The organism is Vibrio artabrorum, from assembly GCF_024347295.1.
Taxonomy (GTDB): Bacteria; Pseudomonadota; Gammaproteobacteria; order Enterobacterales; family Vibrionaceae; genus Vibrio; species Vibrio artabrorum.
Genome location: NZ_AP025458.1, coordinates 1,912,626 through 1,933,054 on the forward strand (window position 1 = coordinate 1,912,626; position 20,429 = coordinate 1,933,054).

Below are 20,429 nucleotides of genomic sequence, written 5' to 3' on the forward strand. Positions count from 1 at the left end.
CTCGCCAATGTGCGAGGCTTTTTTTATATTTAAAACAAATAACGTTGATTTGACTTCTCTTTCAAAGGGTCAACTAAGTAAACACGTCTTCTATTGACTTTTTTTCACATATTCGAGCAAACTACGGTACTATCTACGTTCACATTTTTAGAGTAATTGAACCATGAAATACCTTCGTTGTTTACCCCTCATTCTTCTCTCTTTTGCATCAATGGCGTCTGAGCGGTCTACGTTTACTTTTGCACTAGACAACGATGGCATCTTTGGTGTCGATCAAGACTATACCAACGGCATATTTCTAAGCTACACATCATCAAGCATCACACCCTATAATTGGGTCAAACCATTAAGTCTTTCCTATTGGGGCGCAAGCTCTTTAGATAAATGGGAAGTCACCATCGGCCACAAAATGTATACCCCTTCAGATATAAAACTGGAAACGCCTTCAGCCAATGATCGTCCATATGCCGGTTATCTGCATACTGAATTCAACTACATCAGCCTGCACCCACAGCTAGTGCAACGTTTCAATATCACCTTGGGCACAACAGGTGAACGTGCACTTTCTGAAGACGCTCAAAAATTGGTTCACTCAATCACTAAATCGGGTGAGCCTATGGGTTGGGAATATCAGATAGATGATGAGTACGCGGGTAGCATTGGTTACTTAAGTCATTTCAACCTAATGCGTAACCAAGCTTTAGCGAATACTCATGTCGAGATCTCTAACGTATCTGAAGTCAATATTGGTAACTTTAGAAGCGATATTTCAACAGGCTTCATGTTCCGTTGGGGCACAGACTTAGGTGGTAACTTTGGCGCGGCCAATATCACCACAGAAAACCCTTTTAGACCAGGTATGATTGGCGCGTCAAACACGGGATGGTTTACCTATGCCGGCCTTGAAGGTCGTTACCGATTTAATGACTTAACTGTCGAAGGTGATCGTTCTGGTATTGATGAATACGCGAATAAAGTCGGTGATGATCCTGCATCCTACGATGTCACCTTAGAGAACCTTCAAGCAACAGCTGTGCTCGGTGTCGCTTGGTATAACCAATACGTTGGTGCCTCTTTCGCACTGACCGCTAAAACGCCTGATTACGAAGAAGCGCAAAAGTCGGCCTACACCACTGGTGGTATTACCCTGTTCGCTTTCTTCTAGTTCCGAGCAAAAACGCGCCTTTATTCTTAAATTGATTAAAGGCGCGACACTCATAGACGATTGCCTAATATTAAAAGGCTTCATTAACATTTGACCCTATTTTATGTACCGTTTTTGTAATAAAATAAGCGGCATAAATCCCTCTACGAGAATAGCTCATGTCTACAACTGGTCGTATTCATTCCTTCGAATCTTGTGGTACTGTCGATGGCCCTGGTATCCGCTTTATTGTGTTTCTTCAAGGCTGCTTAATGCGTTGTATGTACTGTCATAACCGTGATACATGGGATCTTCATGACGGAAAGGAAGTAACGGTCGAAGAGATCATCAACGAAGCAAAATCATACCGTCATTTCATGAAAGCATCAGGCGGTGGAATCACCTGCTCTGGTGGTGAAGCGATGCTACAACCTGAGTTTGTTCGTGACTTTTTCCGCGCCGCTCAAGCTGAAGGCATTCATACGTGTCTAGATACGAATGGCTACATTCGTAAGCACACCGAAGTAGTCGATGAAGTTCTCGAAGTCTCTGATCTAGTGATGCTCGATCTTAAGCACATGCGAGATGAGATTCACCACGATTTCATTGGTGTATCAAACCGACGTACTCTGGATTTTGCACGCTACCTGCACAAAATCGGTAAGACGACGTGGATTCGTTATGTGATTGTCCCTGGCTACACCGATACACCTGAAGATGCTCATCTTCTCGGTGAATTCATCAAAGATATGGATAACATCGAGAAAGTAGAACTGCTTCCATACCATAAGCTTGGTGCTCATAAGTGGGAAGCACTTGGTTTTGACTACCCTCTTGAAGGTACAAACCCACCAAGCAAAGAGAAAATGGACGAGATTGTTGCTGTACTAAGCCAGTATCATTCAAACGTAAAGTACTAAAACTGACTTTACCTTCAACCTAAACTTCAAACGCTTCAATTTCGATTGAGGCGTTTTTTCTTGCCCGAGTTTTATCCTTTCACTTCTCTTTACAACTTTTATTTATCAACAGCAAAATTTATATTAAATCCGTGTTGAGATCATGTTTCTACGCGTAGGAATGCTGTTACTCTTACTGCAACAAAAAAATATAATATTTCGTTTTTAGTGAGGCTCCTCCCATGGAAATGACCAATGCTCAGCGTCTGATTCTATCAAATCAATACTACCTTATGTCTCAAATGGATCCTGAGAATGCAACAAAATATCAACGTCTACAAACGATTGTAGAACGTGGTTATGAACTCCAAATGCGCGAACTTAATAAAGAATTTGGTTGTTTGACTGAAGTAGAATGTCGCGAAATTATCGACATCATGGAGATGTACCATGCCATGCAAGAGTCGAACAAAATGCTCGCAGAGCAAGAACAAGCGGAAGTAGATCAACGCCGCCTGCAGTTCTTAGGTTTTGATATCGCTTCTGAAGCTCAAATCGTACATTACGTGCGCTTCCTTGTTGATTCTGAAGGTCTGTACCCTCAATTCGATAAAGCGGATCACCACTTCAATAGCCAAATGCCAATGCTAGAAAAGTACCGTCGCATGCTCACAACATGGCGCAACTGCCCTCGTCAGTATCACCTATGTGCGACCGAGCTATCTCAAATCTTTAATGCTTAATGCTTAATGCTTAATGCTTAATGCTTAATGCTTAATGCTTAATGCTTAATGCTTAATGCTCTAGTAGAGCAAATTTAATTCCGTTTATACAAGGGCTATTCATGAAGAATCGCCCTTTTTTTATTTGCTTTTTCACAACTAAAAGTCGTCAATCTCCCTAAGGGACGACGTTCATATTCTGAGCGTACCTTTGTCATGATCACGATTTCAATATCAACGTCAAAAACGGCCGCTTTAACCTACGAATTCCCCCTGAATGTCTACCTATATATACATCGCTTTTTTATGGTGAAGCGCATAATAGGCGCTTTCATGGCCTCCCCCAACAAACGCAATCTTCATTCAATACGTATAAATCCAGCACGGGAATGAGAAAGCTTCTAAAAATCACAAAACAAACAGCTGTTCACCTCGAATACAAAATAATTTCCTCCTACTCACCTCAAGTTGCCTATTGCTTTCATAAGCTTATTCACACGCAAAATTGTAAATAAATACATAATTGTTAAGCAAAATTGTGGAAGCGGGTCTAATCTTAAAAGGTAGGGAGAGCCTATTTTCAATCGCTCGTCAGTTTTGACTGGTTAACAAGGGGAATGTGACTATGAGTATTTTTGACCACTATCAATCACGTTATGAAGCAGCCAAGGAAGAAGAGCTAACATTGCAAGAGTTCTTAGGGCTGTGTAAAGACGATAAAAGTGCTTACGCGAATGCTGCCGAGCGCTTATTACTTGCCATTGGCGAACCGGAGGTCATTGACACCGCTCAAGACCCTCAACTGAGTCGTATTTTCTCGAACCGTGTCATCTCACGCTATAGCGAATTTAAAGATTTCTACGGCATGGAAGATGCGATTGAACAGATTGTTTCTTACTTAAAACATGCTGCGCAAGGTTTAGAAGAACGTAAACAAATCCTTTACCTACTTGGCCCTGTGGGCGGTGGTAAATCTTCTCTCGCTGAAAAGCTCAAAGCCCTGATGCAGAAACTACCCATCTATGTATTGTCTGCTGACGGTGAACGAAGCCCAGTAAACGATCACCCATTCTGTCTATTCGATGTTAACGAAGACGGCGACTTATTGAAGAACGAATATGGCATTGAAAAACGCTATCTTCGCTCAATTATGTCTCCGTGGGCCGCGAAACGTCTGCACGATTTTGGCGGTGATATTTCCAAATTTAAAGTCATCAAACTGCGCCCTTCTATTCTCGATCAAGTTGCGATCGCGAAAACAGAGCCCGGTGATGAAAACAACCAAGATATCTCGTCTCTGGTTGGTAAAGTTGATATTCGTAAACTTGAACACTTCTCTCAAGATGATCCTGATGCCTACAGCTACTCTGGTGCGCTATGTAAAGCCAACCAAGGTGTGATGGAATTCGTGGAGATGTTCAAGGCTCCAATCAAAGTATTACACCCTCTACTAACGGCAACGCAAGAAGGTAACTTCAACGGTACCGAAGGACTTTCAGCACTGCCATTTGACGGTATGATTCTCGCTCACTCGAACGAATCCGAGTGGCAGACCTTCCGTAACAACAAAAACAACGAAGCCTTCCTCGACCGTGTGTACATTGTAAAAGTCCCTTACTGTCTGCGCGTCTCTGAAGAAGTTAAGATCTACAAGAAACTGCTTGAACACAGTGAGCTGTCCAAAGCCCCTTGTTCACCAAGCACACTCGATCTGCTATCGCAATTCAGCATCCTATCGAGACTGAAAGAGCCTGAAAACTCTTCTCTGTTCTCAAAAATGCGCGTTTACGATGGTGAGACACTAAAAGACACCGATCCAAAAGCGAAGAGCTACCAAGAGTACCGAGATTATGCTGGCGTTGACGAAGGCATGTCTGGGCTATCAACGCGTTTCGCCTTTAAGATCCTATCTCGTGTGTTTAACTTCGACCAAGCCGAAGTGGCCGCGAACCCAGTACACCTGTTCTACGTGATTGAACAACAAATCGAACGTGAGCAGTTCCCTCAAGAGACCGCCGAAAAGTATCTAGAGTTCTTGAAAGGATACCTAGTGCCACGTTACGTCGAGTTCATCGGTAAAGAGATTCAAACCGCTTACCTAGAGTCTTACTCTGAGTACGGTCAGAATATCTTCGACCGCTATGTCACCTATGCCGATTTCTGGATTCAAGACCAAGAGTACCGCGATCCAGAAACAGGCCAGCTATTTGACCGTGCTTCTCTGAACGGTGAACTAGAGAAAATCGAGAAAACGGCCGGGATCAGTAACCCTAAAGACTTCCGAAATGAGATTGTGAACTTTGTGCTTCGTGCCAAAGCCAACAATAACGGTCAAAATCCAGTTTGGACGAGCTACGAGAAACTGCGCACTGTGATTGAGAAGAAAATGTTCTCTAACACAGAAGAGCTACTTCCTGTTATTTCGTTCAATGCTAAGACCTCAACGGATGATCAGAAAAAACATGACGACTTCGTTGCTCGTATGATGGAAAAAGGCTACACCGAGAAACAAGTGAGACTTCTATCCGAGTGGTACCTAAGAGTTCGTAAATCTTCATAACTAAACGGTATTGAGCTGCTCAATTGGGCAGCTCGTACCAACCAATAACTTTATACCCTAACGAACGAATAGCTCTAATAAACCGAATACTCTTATACCCTAACAAAAAGTAGCATCGCGACATCAGCTGAGAGGGAGTTCTTATGGCACAATTTATCGATCGGAGGCTCAATGGCAAAAATAAGAGTGCTGTGAATAGACAGCGTTTCTTACGACGCCATAAAGAGCAAATCAAAGAATCTGTGGCCGATGCAGTTAACCGACGCTCAATCACCAATACTGAAACGGGTGAAGACGTTACGATTCCCCATAAAGACATCAAAGAGCCAAGCTTTCACCAAGGTCAAGGCGGCGTAAGAGAACGCGTTCACCCAGGTAATGACCAGTTCATCACGGGCGATAAAATTGAACGCCCTAAAGGTGGCGGTCAAGGTGGTGGAGCAGGCCAAGGCGACGCAAGTCCTGATGGCGAAGGCCAAGACGAGTTTACCTTCCAAATTTCAAAAGATGAGTATCTTGATATTCTCTTTGAAGATTTAGCGCTACCGAATCTGGAGAAAAATCAGGTCAACAAGATCACCGAATGGAAAACACACCGCTCTGGTTACCAAAGTGCAGGGATTCCATCCAACATTGCGATTGTTCGTTCACTCCAGCAATCTTTGGCTCGTAGAACGGCAATGACAGCAGGTAAAAAGCGCGAACTTAACCGACTGATGGAGCAGCTTGACCAAGTTAAAATGACGGAGCCGGCACAACCCTTTGAAGAAGGTCGCCTCAAAGAAGAGATTGCCGAGTTACGTAAAAAGATTGAAAGCGTGCCGTTTATTGACACCTTCGACTTACGTTTTAAAAACTACGAAAAGCGCCCTATTCCATCTAGCCAAGCCGTGATGTTCTGTTTAATGGATGTGTCGGGCTCAATGGATCAGGCCACAAAAGATATTGCGAAGCGCTTTTATGTCCTTCTATATCTGTTCTTAAACCGCACCTACGAAAACGTCGATGTGGTGTTTATTCGTCACCATACTCAGGCTAAAGAAGTCGATGAACATGAGTTTTTCTACTCACAAGAAACGGGTGGCACCATTGTTTCGAGTGCACTGAAACTGATGAAAGAAATTGTCGCAGACCGCTATCCTGCTAATGAGTGGAACATCTACGCAGCTCAAGCCTCTGATGGTGATAATTGGGCTGATGACTCTCCTCGTTGTAAAGAGCTACTGGTGAATACGCTTCTGCCGACTTGCCAATACTACTCTTACATCGAGATCACGCGCCGTTCACACCAAACACTTTGGCATGAATACGAGAAGTTAGAAGCGAGCTTCGACAACTTCGCTATGAAGAACATTAAAACCGTGGATGATATTTTTCCTGTGTTTAGAGAACTGTTCCAGAAAGAGACAGCGTAAGGGGGCTTGCTATGACAACAAAATCGAACGTTGCAAAGAAAAACAAAGCAGCACTGAAGAAAAACGACAAGATGCTGCCTGATGGTCCAGATTGGACATTCAATCTCTTAGAGCGATATCACGTAGAAATTAAACGTGTGGCGCAACATTATCGTTTAGATACGTACCCGAACCAGATTGAAGTGATTACCTCCGAGCAAATGATGGATGCTTACTCAAGTATTGGTATGCCGATCAATTACAACCACTGGTCTTTCGGTAAAAAATTCATCCAGACAGAGCAAAACTACAAACATGGTCAAATGGGCTTGGCGTACGAAATCGTGATCAATTCCAATCCTTGTATCGCTTACTTAATGGAAGAAAATACGGTCACCATGCAGGCGCTGGTCATGGCTCACGCTTGTTACGGCCATAACTCTTTCTTTAAAGGCAATTACCTGTTCCAAACTTGGACTGACGCCAGTTCCATCATCGATTACCTGTTGTTCGCGAAAAAGTATATCAGTGGTTGTGAAGAGAAATATGGCGTCGCTGAGGTCGAGCAACTGCTTGATTCTTGCCATGCATTAATGAATTACGGCGTAGACCGATACAAACGCCCAGAAAAGATTTCCATTGCAGAAGAAACAGCAAGACAAGAAGAACGTGAAGCTTATCTGCAATCGCAAGTGAATGAGCTTTGGCGAACCGTTCCTCAAAACAAAAGTAAGGAAGAAGCAACGAAAGTTCGTTTTCCAAGCGAACCTCAAGAGAACATTCTCTATTTTATCGAGAAGAACGCGCCACTGCTTGAACCTTGGCAACGTGAGTGTGTTCGCATTGTTCGCAAGGTAAGCCAATACTTCTACCCTCAGAAACAAACTCAAGTCATGAACGAAGGCTGGGCAACCTTCTGGCATTACACTATTCTGAACCACCTTTACGACGAAGGCTTAGTGAGTGATAAGTTCATCTTAGAATTCCTACACAGCCATACTAGCGTCGTCGCACAACCCGCCTACAACAGCCCTTATTTCAGTGGCATAAACCCTTATGCGCTTGGCTTTGCGATGTTTAAGGACATTCGACGTATCTGTGAAGAACCCACCGATGAAGACCGTGAGTGGTTCCCAGATCTGGCGGGAAGTGATTGGTTAGAAGCGGTGCACTTTGCGATGCACAACTTCAAAGATGAAAGCTTTATCAGCCAATACCTTTCTCCAAAGATCATTCGAGATTTTAAACTGTTCGCTGTGCTCGACGACGATCGCAAAAACACCATAGAGGTAAGTGCTATTCATGATGACCCGGGCTATCGCCTGATTCGTGAGAAGCTTGCCGCACAATACAATCTCAGTAATCTGGAACCGAATATTCAGGTGCTGAATGTCGATATTCGTGGTGATCGTTCAATGACGCTGCAATTTGTGCCTCATGACCGTATCCCGCTAGATAAAGGCTACGATGAAGTAATGAAACATCTCTATCGCTTATGGGGCTTTGATGTCATTTTAGAAGAGCTCAAAGATACGGGACATCGAGAAATTCTAACCACTTGCCCAAAACGTAATGACTATGGCTCTCAAATTTAAGACTAATTTCAGTAATATCAATCACCATAAGTGATTGGCAAAAGACTCCGCTCCCCCTACAACATAGTGGTCAACCCGCTCGGAAGTGGAGCAATAAAAAAGCGCATAAGTCTGATGACTTATGCGCTTTCTTTTTAAGGATCCAACGTCTTTAAATGAACGTGAGGCACTCAACCTAGAACTAGATACTAGAGCTAAAATTCAATAAGCTTAAACAATCGGCTTTTGGCCACGTTCAATCAGCTTCATCAGTACGCTGTCTGCCGATTTACCTGCCACGCCCGCGAGTTTGTCTGACAATTTTTTCTTCTGTACATAGTGAATCGCAAGAACCGTTTTGTCCTGACATGCCGCTACGACTAAATCATCCGAAGTGCTGATCTCATCCACCAGCCCAAGTTCCAGTGCTTGCGTACCAAACCAATGCTCACCCGTTGCTACTTTTTCAAGATCGAGTGCTGGACGATGGTCACGAATAAAATCTTTGAATAGACCATGCGTCTCTTCTAGCTCTTCTTTAAACTTCTCACGTGCTTTATCGCTGTTCTCACCAAACATAGTCAGTGTGCGCTTATACTCACCCGCCGTTAACTGTTCGAACTCAATATCATGCTTTTTAAGCAATTTATTGAAGTTTGGCAGTTGAGCGATAACACCAATAGAGCCAACAATAGCAAAAGGGGCAGAGACAATTTTGTCTGCGATACATGCCATCATGTAACCACCACTCGCGGCTACTTTGTCTACCGAGATAGTCAGAGGCAAACCTGCCGCTTTGATGCGATCAAGTTGAGAAGACGCTAAACCATAGCCGTGAACCATGCCACCGCCAGACTCCAGCTTAAGCAAGACTTCATCGCCTTCACGAGCCACAGCCAGAACCGCCGTTACCTCTTCACGTAGAGAGGCCACTTCTTTCGCATCAATACTGCCATTAAAGTCGAGAACGAATAAGTGTGGTTCACGCTTGCTATCAAGTTCCCCCTCTTTCACGGCTTTCTTCACTGCTTTACCGCGTGATTTTACTTTCTCTTTTTCCGCTTTCTTTTCTGCTTTATCACGGGCTTTGATGAAAGCATCATCATGTAGATGGTGCTCTAGTTGTTCAATCGTCTGTTTATGATGTTCAGATAGGTTCGTGATTTCTAGCTCACCTTTAATCGCGCTTGATTTCCCACCCACAGATTTAGCAATCACTAAAATTGCGATGATGGCGATTACAACGGTCGCAATCTTGGCTAAAAACAAGCCGTAGTCCAACAAAAATTCCAATGTCATATCCCCTATTGTATGAATTAGTGTATTGTAACCATCTTGTCACGATTACCAAGAATTTCTCATCATTCCTGCGGTTATCTGTGTGATTAAACATCAATGGAATGACGAACATAATAAAAGAAAGAAGGATAAGCACAGTGGATTACCCAATCTCTACAGATGCCCTCAAAGATAAAGTAATTTTGGTTACAGGTGCCGGTGCTGGCATTGGTCGCCAAGCAGCACTCAGCTTCGCTCAACATGGTGCAACTGTCATTCTGTTAGGCCGCAATGTTAAAAACCTTGAATTCATTTACGATGAAATCGAAAGCGCGGGTTACCCACAACCTGCGATTATCCCATTGGATTTAAAAGGTGCGACAAAGCAGAACTACGTTGATATGGCAGAAACCATTGAATCACAGTTCGGCCGTTTAGACGGTCTACTGCATAACGCCGGCGTTCTCGGTACTCTGAGTCCGTTTGAGCAGATCGATGAAGAAACCTTTGATGATGTTATGCAGATCAATGTGAAGTCTGAGTTCTTGATGACTCAAGCTCTGCTACCTGCACTTAAGAAAGCAGAAGCAGGTCGCATCGTATTTACCTCTTCAACGGTTGGTCACTCTGGCCGTGCATTCTGGGGCACTTACGCAATTTCTAAGTTTGCTACCGAAGGTATGATGCAAATCCTAGCGGACGAGCTTGAAGACACCAACATCCGTGTTAACGCAATCAATCCGGGCGGCACTCAAACACGCATGCGTGCAAAAGCGTACCCAGGGGAAGATGCGAATAAGCTAAAAACGCCACTCGACATCATCCCGCTGTACCTACACTTAATGAACCCAAGTGTGACTGACATTCATGGCCAATGTATCGATGCTCAACCTAAGTAACTGATATCATTAAATAACAGTAAAAAGTCGCTGCCATAGCGGCTTTTTTTGTATCTAAATCAATCAACTAACACTTACTTCCTCTGATTTTCATCATTTTGCTTTGCATCTTTTTTATTGTTAAATATACTGTATAAATAAACAGGTATTTAATTATGCATGAACTCATAAAAAACTTACAAGACCGCCAGCTAATCTGGAAAGGGTTACAATCGACAACTCAAGGAAATACCACTCCGACAGGCTATCCGCAACTGGATAAACAGCTTGATGGTGGCTTCCCGACGCACGGCGTTATTGAGGTTGAATCACAACAAGGGATCGGTGAACTTCGCCTACTTACGCCCTATTTAGCGCAACAAAACCCACAAAAATTGGCCATATTCATTAACCCACCAGGGAAAATCTGTGCCGAGTTTTTTAGCAGCCAGGGGGTTAAGTTAGAAAACATCCTCGTTATCCATCCTCAACGCGATCTCGATGCGTTGTGGGCAGCAGAGCAATGCCTTAAAAGCGGCGCTTGCCACTCTGTATTGCTATGGGGAGCCGATCTAGAAATACACCAAACCAAGCGCCTACAAGCAGCAAGTGACACTGGTAAATGCCTGCAGTTTCACTTTAAAGCCACCAGCCATAATCAGTTATCCCTACCCGTATCTTTAAGCATGAAACTGTCTTCTCACGCCCAAGGATTGAAGGTAGAGATAACAAAAAGAAAAGGCAGTTGGTCATATGGCAGTTTTATTCTAGACATGACACACAACTGGCCGTTACTCACAGAGAAAGTCGTTTATGAAGACAATTCAAACCGCACTTTGCCTGGTAACACTGTGCTGGCTTTTCCTATTGCGAAGCAAGGCTAGCGTATGTTATGGCTTTATCTGCACTTTCCATCTTTGCAGTTGGATACCTTGTTTAACTCTAATGAGTTGGGTTCGAACGAAGACTCACGCGAGCAATCTATTATCATCGTGGATGAAAAAGATCATCGTGTACTGCAAGCTAACCCAGCCGCGCTGCAATCGGGGATTTCGCTTGGTATGGGCTTAGGGTCTGCAGCGGCGCTGTGCCACAACTTACACGTTCACCCTTACAGTATTAAGCTGGAGAAAAGTAAGCTCAAAGAGATCGCTCAATGGGTGTATCTCGTCACTTCTGATATGGCGTTAGTGCCACCGAATGGTTTGTTGATTAAAGCCTCTAACATGCTGTCACTTTACGATGGGCTAGATAACTACTGGCATGCACTCAAAAGTCACTTAGAAACGCTCAATATCCAGTTCAGCTTCGCTACGGGTTATTCGCCGCTTGCTGCGATCTTGTTAGGTAGGCAAGCGATCAATCAAGTCACAAACAATGTTGAGCAGATGAAAGCTTGGGTCAATCAGCAAGCATTGAGCTCCAGTGAGCTACCGAGCAAACAAGTTGAACGCCTGAATCGTGTCGGTATCAATACCGTCGAAGACTTATTGAAACTGCCTTTGCAAGAGGTCGCACGCCGCTTTGATATCGACTTGGTGAATTATGTCGGTCGCCTTAACGGTCAGTTTAAGCACCCGATTGATTTCTATCACCCACCAGAGAATTTCCAGCAATATTTGGAGCTGTTGTTTGATATTGAAAACATCCTGTTCATCGAAAAGCCGTTACTGAAATTACTGAATCAACTCGAGTGTTTTTTGAAGCTACGCGACCGAGTGGCTTTCGAGTTAACGTTGACTTTACACCTAAGAGATAAAGACGATCACCCTATCTCTTTTTATTCGGCACAAGGGGATTACCTTGCTGGAAAATGGGCGAACCTGACCCATCTCACCTTAGAGTCACTCAAGCTCACAGCACCGGTTCAGGGCCTAACCCTCAGCTTGATTCGTCATGGAGAACCACAAATGGCCTACCATGATCTTTTTGATGGTCATACCGGAACACTTGCCGCATTAGATTTGCTTTCACTGTTGCAAGCAAAGCTTGGCCAAGCCTGTATTCAAACACCGAAAATACAGCACGACCCAAGGCCAGAAAAGGCCAATCAGTACTCGCTCCCAACACTGAGTAAATCTGTGGCAAAAAAGCAAGCGCCCCAACAAACCATAGCTCTCAGCGTCCATCAACAACGACTCAGGCCCAGTATTTTACTGCCAGAGCCCGAAGCCTTAGCCGAAAACGTCACTTTATCTCAAGGCCCTGAGCGCATTGTGTCTGGCTGGTGGGATGGAGAGAAGATCATTCGTGACTACTTTATTGCTCACAGTGAAAATGGTCGCTGGCTATGGATCTTTAGAACGCCAGATAAGCAGTGGTTTTTACACGGTTTATTTAGCTAAGCAATACCGGGACTTCGTGAAAGCATCCGCTTCATAGAGTCAAACTCAACACCCATGTTCAATCATCTTGACTCGTCATGGTTAAGTGAGATTATGTTATGTCTCAGCAATATTCAGAACTCTTCTGCCAAAGTAATTACTCCTTTCTTGAGGGAGCCTCACACGCAGAGGAGCTTGTTTTACAGGCCGACTTCTTACGTTACAAAGCACTCGCGGTGACTGATGAGTGTTCGGTGGCGGGCATCGTTAAGGTTCATTCGGCAATCAAGCAACATAAACTGTCGCTCAAGCAAATTGTTGGAAGCATGTTTTGGCTCAATGAAGAGTGCCAAGTAGTGTTGTTATGTCCGAATAGAACGGCCTATGCCGAGCTGTGCCGTATTATTACCAACGCGAGGCGTCGTAGCAGCAAAGGGCATTATCAGCTCTCTGAGTGGGATATCATGTCGGCTAAGCACTGCTTTATTCTTTGGCTTCCTCAACAGAAAAATGAAGACGCGCATTGGGGGCAATGGCTATCCCAGCATCACTCTGGTCGACTGTGGATCGGCTTACAACGACACCTAAAACAAACCGACCAGCAGTACACAGATTACTGCGTTAAGCTGTCACAACATCATCACCTGCCGATAACGGCTTGCGGCGGTGTATTGATGCACAACGCGAATCGCTTACCCTTGCAGCACTCACTCACCGCAATTAAATACCAAAAACCCATCACCGAAGTAGGCTGTCACTTACTCGCTAATGCAGAACGCTGTTTACGAAATATCAATAAGCTCTCTCATATCTTCAAAGCGGAGTGGCTAGAAGAGAGCAATCACATCGCTGAGCTGTGTGAATTTTATTTGGATAGTTTGCGCTACGAATACCCAAGCGAACTGATTCCTCAAGGTGAGACACCCATGAGTTATCTGCGCAGGTTAGTCGAAAAAGGAAAACGGGCTCGCTTTCCACAAGGTGTGCCTGGCGACATCCAACAAATCATAAATAAAGAATTGAGGCTAATTGGCGAGCTTGACTACCCTTTCTTTTTTCTCACCATTCACGACATCGTCATGTTTGCCAAAAGCCAAGGCATTCTTTACCAAGGACGAGGTTCCGCGGCTAATTCTGTGGTCTGTTACTGCCTAGAGATCACCTCTGTCGACCCAAGACAGATCTCAGTGCTGTTTGAGCGCTTCATCAGTAAAGAGCGTGATGAGCCGCCTGATATTGATGTCGATTTTGAACACGAACGCCGTGAAGAAGTTATTCAATACATCTACCAAAAATACGGTAGAGAGCGGGCTGCGCTTGCTGCAACGGTCATCTCTTATCGCTTTAAAAGTGCGGTTAGAGATGTCGGTAAAGCGTTGGGGCTACAAGAAACCCAGCTCGATTACTTCATCAAGAACACCAACCGCCGGGACAAAAGCTTAGGTTGGCAAGCTCAATTAACTCAATTAACTCAATTGGGGCTACAGCCTGATTCGTTGAAGGGACAACAATTTATCCACTTGGTTAATGAAATCATCGGCTTCCCACGTCACCTATCTCAACATATCGGCGGCTTTGTCATATCTTCAGGGCCTTTATATGAACTGGTTCCCGTCGAGAATGCCGCGATGCACGACCGAACCATTATTCAGTGGGATAAGGATGATCTAGAAACCTTAGGCTTACTGAAAGTCGATGTACTCGCATTGGGCATGCTCTCTGCGATTCGTAAATGTTTCGCTCTGATTAAACGCATTCATGGGCGTTCACTCACCATCGCGGAGATCACTCGCCTTAAGGACGATCCTCAGGTTTACGGCATGATTCAACAAGCGGACACAGTCGGAGTCTTCCAAATTGAGTCACGCGCGCAAATGAGCATGCTGCCAAGGCTTAAGCCGAAGACTTATTACGACTTGGTGATTCAAATCGCTATCGTCCGCCCAGGTCCTATTCAGGGTGATATGGTGCATCCATTTCTCAAGCGTCGAGATGGCATTGAGCCAATCAGTTATCCATCTAAAGATGTGGAATCGGTACTGTCGCGCACCTTGGGGGTTCCTATCTTCCAAGAGCAAGTGATTAAACTCGCGATGGTAGCCGCAGGGTTCACAGGTGGAGAAGCGGATCAGCTCAGACGCGCAATGGCCGCTTGGAAAAAAAATGGCAACGTCTTTAAGTTTAAAAACAAACTCATCGAGGGAATGCAAAAGCGCGGCTATGAGACTGAGTTTGCCGAACAGATCTTTAAACAGATATGTGGCTTTGGCGAGTACGGTTTTCCTGAAAGCCACTCGGCTTCGTTTGCGGTGTTAGCGTATTGTTCTGCTTGGTTGAAATGTTACTACCCAGAATGTTTCTACGCTTCTCTGTTAAATAGCCAACCTATGGGCTTTTATAGCCCCTCACAGTTGGTACAAGACGCACAACGGCACAATGTGGTGGTTCTTCCGGTATGTGTGAACGCTTCACAAGATAACCACGTCGTCGTTAAACATCAGAAGGGATTAGCGATTCGCTTAGGGCTGCGACAAATCAAAGGATTCAGCGAGCATGGTATCCAATGTGTGCTCGCCAATCGCCCACCATTCGGTTATCGCCACCCGAACCAAATAAAACAGTTATCGATGAATAAGAAAGATATCGAGCTACTGGCATCGGCCAATGCACTGCATAACGTCTCGGGAGACCGCTTCCAGACTCGCTGGGCGATCATGGACTCAGTGTCTGATTTACCGCTGTTTAGCCAAGCCTATGAGGATGTTGAGGATGATAAACAGGTGCTGAACAAGCCCAATGAGATGCAAGATTTACTCGAAGACTTCACCAGTATCGGCCTGTCATTGAACAAGCATCCAATCACTTTGCTAGAAGAAGCGAACCAACTTGGTCGATTCACCCATATGCAAGATTTAAAACAACAAAGGCATCAATCTATGGTCACCGTCGTGGGATTAGTCACCGGTAAACAATCACCCGGCACAGCGGCAGGTGTCACCTTTGTCACACTAGAGGATAACACGGGCAATATTAACGTTGTGGTATGGGGATCCACCGCACGCGCACAGCAGCAAGCTTATCTCACCGCCAAGGCATTAAAAGTACAAGGGATATTAGAAAAACAAGGCGAAGTCGTGCATGTTATTGCAGGGAAACTCATCGACATTACCGATAAAATTGTTGGCTTACACACCCAATCACGAGAGTTTCACTAGCTATTTGAATAACCGATGGCATGAACGTCTGAACAAAAATACAAGATATAAAAAAGGAGACCTAAGCCTCCTATTTATGGAATGGTTAAACTGGAAATCAGCGTCAGTTTCCGTATAGAAACATGAACTATAGAAGCTGACGCATTCGCTCTTGAGTCACTTCAACCAAGAGATCGGGTTGGAATTTAGAAATAAAGCGGTTACAGCCAACTTTCTCAACCATAGCTTCATTAAAACTGCCGCTCAATGAAGTATTGAGCGTGATGAATAGATCGTGCATTCTTGGGTCAGAACGCACTTCATGGGTCAATTTATAACCATCCATTTCAGGCATTTCAGCATCCGTGATCATCAGCAGTATTTCTTGATTGATATCTTTGCCTTCATCACACCAGCCTTTAAGCAAGTTCAGAGCTTCTAAACCGTCGTAACATTCAATAATGTTCAAACCGAGTTGTGACAAGGTGCCCTTAATCTGGTTGCGCGCTGTTGAGGAATCATCAACAATCAGAACGTTACGTCCAACCATTTGGTGGGCTAACTGTTCGTCTAAAACACCTTCTGAAATAGAAACATCGTAATCAATAATCTCAGCCAGCACTTTTTCAACGTCGATAATTTCAACAATTTTGTGCTGTTCTTCTTCTTGAATGTGTGTAATAGCGGTTAGGTAATTCGCACGCCCAGTCGTTTTAGGTGGCGGCTGAATTTCAGTCCAAGTGGTATTAACGATATTGCGAACTTGTCCAACCAAAAAGCCTTGTACGCTTCGATTGTATTCTGTAATGATCAAATTGCTCTCTTGAGAATCCATTCGAGATGGCGGAAAACCAATCGCACTACGCAAATCAATAACAGGAACAGATTCACCGCGTAAAGAAGCCACTCCGGTAATATGATGGTGAGAGCCCGGTAAGCGAGTGAGTACTGGTACTTTTAGAACTTCTTTGACTTTGAATACGTTAATCGCAAATAGTTGACGACTATTTAAGCTGAATAACAAGAGTTCTAGGCGGTTTTCACCTACCAGTTTGGTTCTCTGATCAACCGAATTTAAAACCCCAGACATACAACACCTTAGTGACAAATAATAACTGCTGCTACAATACCCCACTTCAATAGGTTAAAGCAAAGTACCAATGTACAGAATACGTAAGCTCAGTATCGAGAACAATGCTATAAACAGTCTAAATACATGGGAAATGTACGATAAAACTCAAGTACAAGTAAAAAATATTAACCTTCAATCACCTTCATCAATAGTTGACCATCAAACAAGGCCTGCTTGATAAGAGCAGCTCCTGGCATGGTTGCCTGCTTATAAAAGCGAGATTCCACCAGCTCTAAATCTTGATGGTAAACCGACAAACTCTGCTCTTCGATACACTGTTGAATCGCTGGGTATAACACACTCTTTGCTTGATTGATTACGCCGCCAACTAAGATTTTCTCTGGGTTGAAAAGGTTAATCACAATCGCAATCGCAGAGCCTAGGTAACGGCCTAGTTGTTCAATCACTTCGACAGCCAGCGGATCTCCATCAGCAGCGGCAGCGCAGATCTGTTCAATAGTGACATCTTCAAAGACCGCTAGTGTTGATTCTTCACCATTGTCCAGTCGCTCTTTGACTTGCTCACGGATTGCCTGAGAACTCGCGACCGTTTCTAAACAGCCTCGGTTACCACAGTGACAAAGTTTGCCCTGCCTATCGATCTGAATATGACCCAATTCACCGATGTTGCCGTGACGCCCTTGTAGAACACGACCATCAAGAATGATCCCGGCACCTAAACCATGGTGAATCGAGATAAGAACAGAGTTGTCGTTGTCTTGTGAGTTACCAAACAGCTTTTCTGCCAAGGCCCAAGCTCGGGTATCATTAGCAATAAAGACTGGCAAACCCGTTTCTTTGTAGATCTCCGGACCCAACGCTAAATTCTCCACGTTGTAATGCGGCATCTGCAACACAATCCCTTGCTCTGAATTGACAAGGCCAGGCAGTGTGATAGCGATGCTCGTCACCCGGTCAAGCTGCTCAGAATACGTTTGGAAAAACTCATCAATCTCATGAAGAAGACGCGCAAGCACATCATCTTGGTCACGTTCGTGAATGTCGATTTTGGTATCGATAAGCACATCGCCCCCCAATTCATGGAGTGCGATAGTCAAATATCCACGACCAAGACGCATAGAAAGAAACTGCCAACCTTCATTGTTAGTTTGTAAGCCGACAGCAGGACGCCCACGCGTCGTCACTTCTTGGACTGTCGTTTCGTGAATGAGGTGAGCTTCAATGAGTTCACGGGTAATTTTAGTAATACTCGCAGGAGCCAACTCACTTTGCTTGGACAAATCAATACGAGAAATAGGACCTTTAAGGTCAATTAGTTTATATACACGACCAGCATTGACCTGTTTGATATGATCAATATGGCCTGGTTGAGCCATGTACATTTTATGCTCCAGAAATCATCAACAGGGTAATTTTTTTACTTTGCGAAGTAATTGTGAAGTCACTTGGCATATCGCCGTGACCAGTATCACGTATATACATGAATCTTTGCGTATCTAGTCAAATAGTTAAAGGAAAATTAATAACCATATCGATAATTTGAGACTTAATTTTTATAAAAAAAGATCACATTTAATAAATAATGGCCGAAGATTCTCCCAAAAATAATCCTCATGGAGGTGCTGTAACGGCACGAGAGCTTGAGCAAAATGACAAACCATTTCCATTATAAATTTGACGCTAATATTCATCCACGAGTCACCCCATTTATTTCTATATTTACGGAATAAATGTAGGAATATCTTCCTAGCGCCCAATAAATGATTCATTAATGCATATACTTAATTCTGTCTAAACAAGATTTTCTACGTCTCAACTTCGGAGCATTCATGACAAAAGAGTTAAGAAAAACAAAAATCGTCGCCACTTTAGGACCCTCAACCGATAAAGGAAACGTGCTTGAAGAGATCATCAAAGCCGGGGTTAATATTGTCCGCATGAACTTCTCTCATGGCACCAGCGACGACCATATTCAACGCGCTAAAAAAGTTCGGGCAATCGCAAAAAAATTCGCTATTCAAATCGCAATACTTGGCGACTTACAAGGCCCTAAGATTCGTGTGTCGACATTCAAAGATGGCAAAATCCAACTTGCCGTCGGTGATCGGTTTACTCTCGACAGTAGCCTAGGTTTGGGCGAAGGCAACCAACAAGCCGTCGGCCTTGATTATAAAGAACTGCCTAACGACGTATCCGCCGGCGATATCCTGTTGCTGGATGATGGTCGTGTTCAACTGAAAGTAACCAAAGTGGAAGGCTGTCGCGTTCATACCGAAGTCATCATTGGAGGCCCGCTGTCGAATAACAAAGGGATTAACAAGAAAGGCGGTGGACTGTCTGCTGAGGCGCTCACAGACAAAGACAAGCAAGACATCATCACAGCCGCGCAAATTCAAGTCGACTATCTAGCTGTATCGTTCCCACGAAATAGTGAAGACATGCACTACGCTCGTCAGCTCGCACGAGATGCAGGTTTAGAAGCACATCTCGTGGCCAAAGTAGAGCGAGCAGAGACAGTCGCGACTGTTGAGAACATGGATGACATCATAATGGCCTCAGATGTGGTCATGGTGGCCCGTGGAGACCTCGGCGTGGAAATTGGCGACCCAGAGCTAGTCGGTGTACAAAAACAGCTTATACGCCGTGCTAGAGCACATAACCGAACGGTGATCACCGCGACTCAAATGATGGAATCGATGATTTCAGCACCCATGCCAACTCGTGCCGAAGTCATGGATGTGGCCAACGCTGTATTAGATGGCACCGATGCTGTGATGCTGTCAGGGGAAACTGCAGCAGGTGACTACCCAGTTGAAACCGTAAAATCAATGGCTGAAGTGTGTATTGGCGCAGAGAAAATGGCCGGTATTAACCATCAATCCAATTACCGTATTGACCGAACGTTTATTACCGCAGAAGAAACGGTCTCGATGGCGACGGTATACTCTGCGAACCATATGGAAGGCATCAAAGGTATTGTCGCCCTCACCGAGTCAGGGCGAACGGCACTAATGATGTCCCGCCTAAGCGCTGATATGCCTATCTACGCCTTGTCTCGTAACGAAGGGACTCTTAACCGTTGTACTCTGTACCGAGGCGTAACACCTATCTATTTTGAGACAGAGGCCAAAGATAGTTTTGATATAGCACTATCGACGCTCGCTTGTCTAAAAGAACAAGGGCACCTTAAATTTGGTGACCTCGTGATCATCACTCAAGGTGATATTATGGATGTTGCCGGTTCAACCAACTGCATGAGAATCTTACCTGTCACCTAATTTTTACCTTTAGACTCTCGCGACTAAATTCAGAGATGGCATAGAGAAAACAACAAAGGAGTATCGAACCCAGTTCCATACTCTTTTTTAA

14 protein-coding genes are annotated in these 20,429 nt (G+C 44.3%); 11 read left to right on the plus strand and 3 right to left on the minus strand.

Translation table 11 applies throughout. From position 1 onward, the window contains the following. Positions 1–163 precede the first annotated feature (163 nt). The 6 genes from OCU36_RS08575 (at position 164) to OCU36_RS08600 (ending at position 8,314) form a co-directional block, all read left to right on the plus strand. Positions 164–1,165: a lipid A deacylase LpxR family protein gene (locus OCU36_RS08575; protein ID WP_261837621.1), complete on the plus strand. Its 1,002-nt coding sequence runs from the start codon at positions 164–166 to the stop codon at positions 1,163–1,165. A 158-nt stretch (positions 1,166–1,323) separates the two neighbouring features. Further along, a complete protein-coding gene (gene pflA, locus OCU36_RS08580) occupies positions 1,324–2,064 on the plus strand; it encodes a pyruvate formate lyase 1-activating protein (protein ID WP_261837622.1) in 741 nt (246 codons plus the stop codon). A 221-nt stretch (positions 2,065–2,285) separates the two neighbouring features. Then, complete coding sequence (locus OCU36_RS08585; RefSeq protein ID WP_261837623.1) at positions 2,286–2,786, plus strand: YfbU family protein; 501 nt, start codon at positions 2,286–2,288, stop codon at positions 2,784–2,786. A gap of 604 nt (positions 2,787–3,390) precedes the next feature. Continuing rightward, the gene (locus OCU36_RS08590) at positions 3,391–5,325 is read left to right on the plus strand and encodes a PrkA family serine protein kinase (RefSeq protein ID WP_016788844.1); all 1,935 of its coding nucleotides are present in this window, start codon (positions 3,391–3,393) and stop codon (positions 5,323–5,325) included. Between the two features lie 143 nt (positions 5,326–5,468). Further along, positions 5,469–6,740 (plus strand): YeaH/YhbH family protein, encoded by a 1,272-nt coding sequence (locus OCU36_RS08595; protein ID WP_261837624.1) that lies wholly within the window; start codon positions 5,469–5,471, stop codon positions 6,738–6,740. Between the two features lie 11 nt (positions 6,741–6,751). Next, complete coding sequence (locus OCU36_RS08600) at positions 6,752–8,314, plus strand: SpoVR family protein (RefSeq protein WP_261837625.1); 1,563 nt, start codon at positions 6,752–6,754, stop codon at positions 8,312–8,314. Between the two features lie 210 nt (positions 8,315–8,524). Here OCU36_RS08600 and sohB read toward each other — a convergent pair whose 3' ends face one another. Beyond that, positions 8,525–9,592, minus strand: a complete 1,068-nt coding sequence (gene sohB, locus OCU36_RS08605; RefSeq protein ID WP_261837626.1) for a protease SohB — start codon at positions 9,590–9,592, stop codon at positions 8,525–8,527. 137 nt (positions 9,593–9,729) lie between these two features. On the opposite strand from sohB, the gene OCU36_RS08610 reads away from it, so the two are divergent. The 4 genes from OCU36_RS08610 to OCU36_RS08625 all read left to right on the plus strand — a co-directional run bounded on the left by OCU36_RS08610 (position 9,730) and on the right by OCU36_RS08625 (position 15,988). Continuing rightward, positions 9,730–10,470, plus strand: a complete 741-nt coding sequence (locus OCU36_RS08610; RefSeq protein WP_261837627.1) for a YciK family oxidoreductase — start codon at positions 9,730–9,732, stop codon at positions 10,468–10,470. Positions 10,471–10,625: 155 nt separating this feature from the next. After that, positions 10,626–11,333: a translesion DNA synthesis-associated protein ImuA gene (gene imuA, locus OCU36_RS08615; protein ID WP_261837628.1), complete on the plus strand. Its 708-nt coding sequence runs from the start codon at positions 10,626–10,628 to the stop codon at positions 11,331–11,333. Positions 11,334–11,336: 3 nt separating this feature from the next. Beyond that, on the plus strand, positions 11,337–12,794 hold the full coding sequence (locus OCU36_RS08620; RefSeq protein ID WP_261837629.1) for a Y-family DNA polymerase: 1,458 nt from the start codon (positions 11,337–11,339) through the stop codon (positions 12,792–12,794). A 98-nt stretch (positions 12,795–12,892) separates the two neighbouring features. After that, positions 12,893–15,988, plus strand: coding sequence for an error-prone DNA polymerase (locus OCU36_RS08625; RefSeq protein ID WP_261837630.1), 3,096 nt, complete (start codon positions 12,893–12,895; stop codon positions 15,986–15,988). Positions 15,989–16,115: 127 nt separating this feature from the next. Here OCU36_RS08625 and OCU36_RS08630 read toward each other — a convergent pair whose 3' ends face one another. Beyond that, the gene (locus tag OCU36_RS08630) at positions 16,116–17,057 is read right to left on the minus strand and encodes a chemotaxis protein CheV (protein WP_261837631.1); all 942 of its coding nucleotides are present in this window, start codon (positions 17,055–17,057) and stop codon (positions 16,116–16,118) included. Between the two features lie 167 nt (positions 17,058–17,224). Continuing rightward, on the minus strand, positions 17,225–18,442 hold the full coding sequence (mlc, locus tag OCU36_RS08635; RefSeq protein WP_261837632.1) for a sugar metabolism global transcriptional regulator Mlc: 1,218 nt from the start codon (positions 18,440–18,442) through the stop codon (positions 17,225–17,227). A 447-nt stretch (positions 18,443–18,889) separates the two neighbouring features. On the opposite strand from mlc, the gene pyk reads away from it, so the two are divergent. Next, the gene (pyk, locus tag OCU36_RS08640; protein ID WP_261837633.1) at positions 18,890–20,338 is read left to right on the plus strand and encodes a pyruvate kinase; all 1,449 of its coding nucleotides are present in this window, start codon (positions 18,890–18,892) and stop codon (positions 20,336–20,338) included. Positions 20,339–20,429 lie beyond the last annotated feature (91 nt).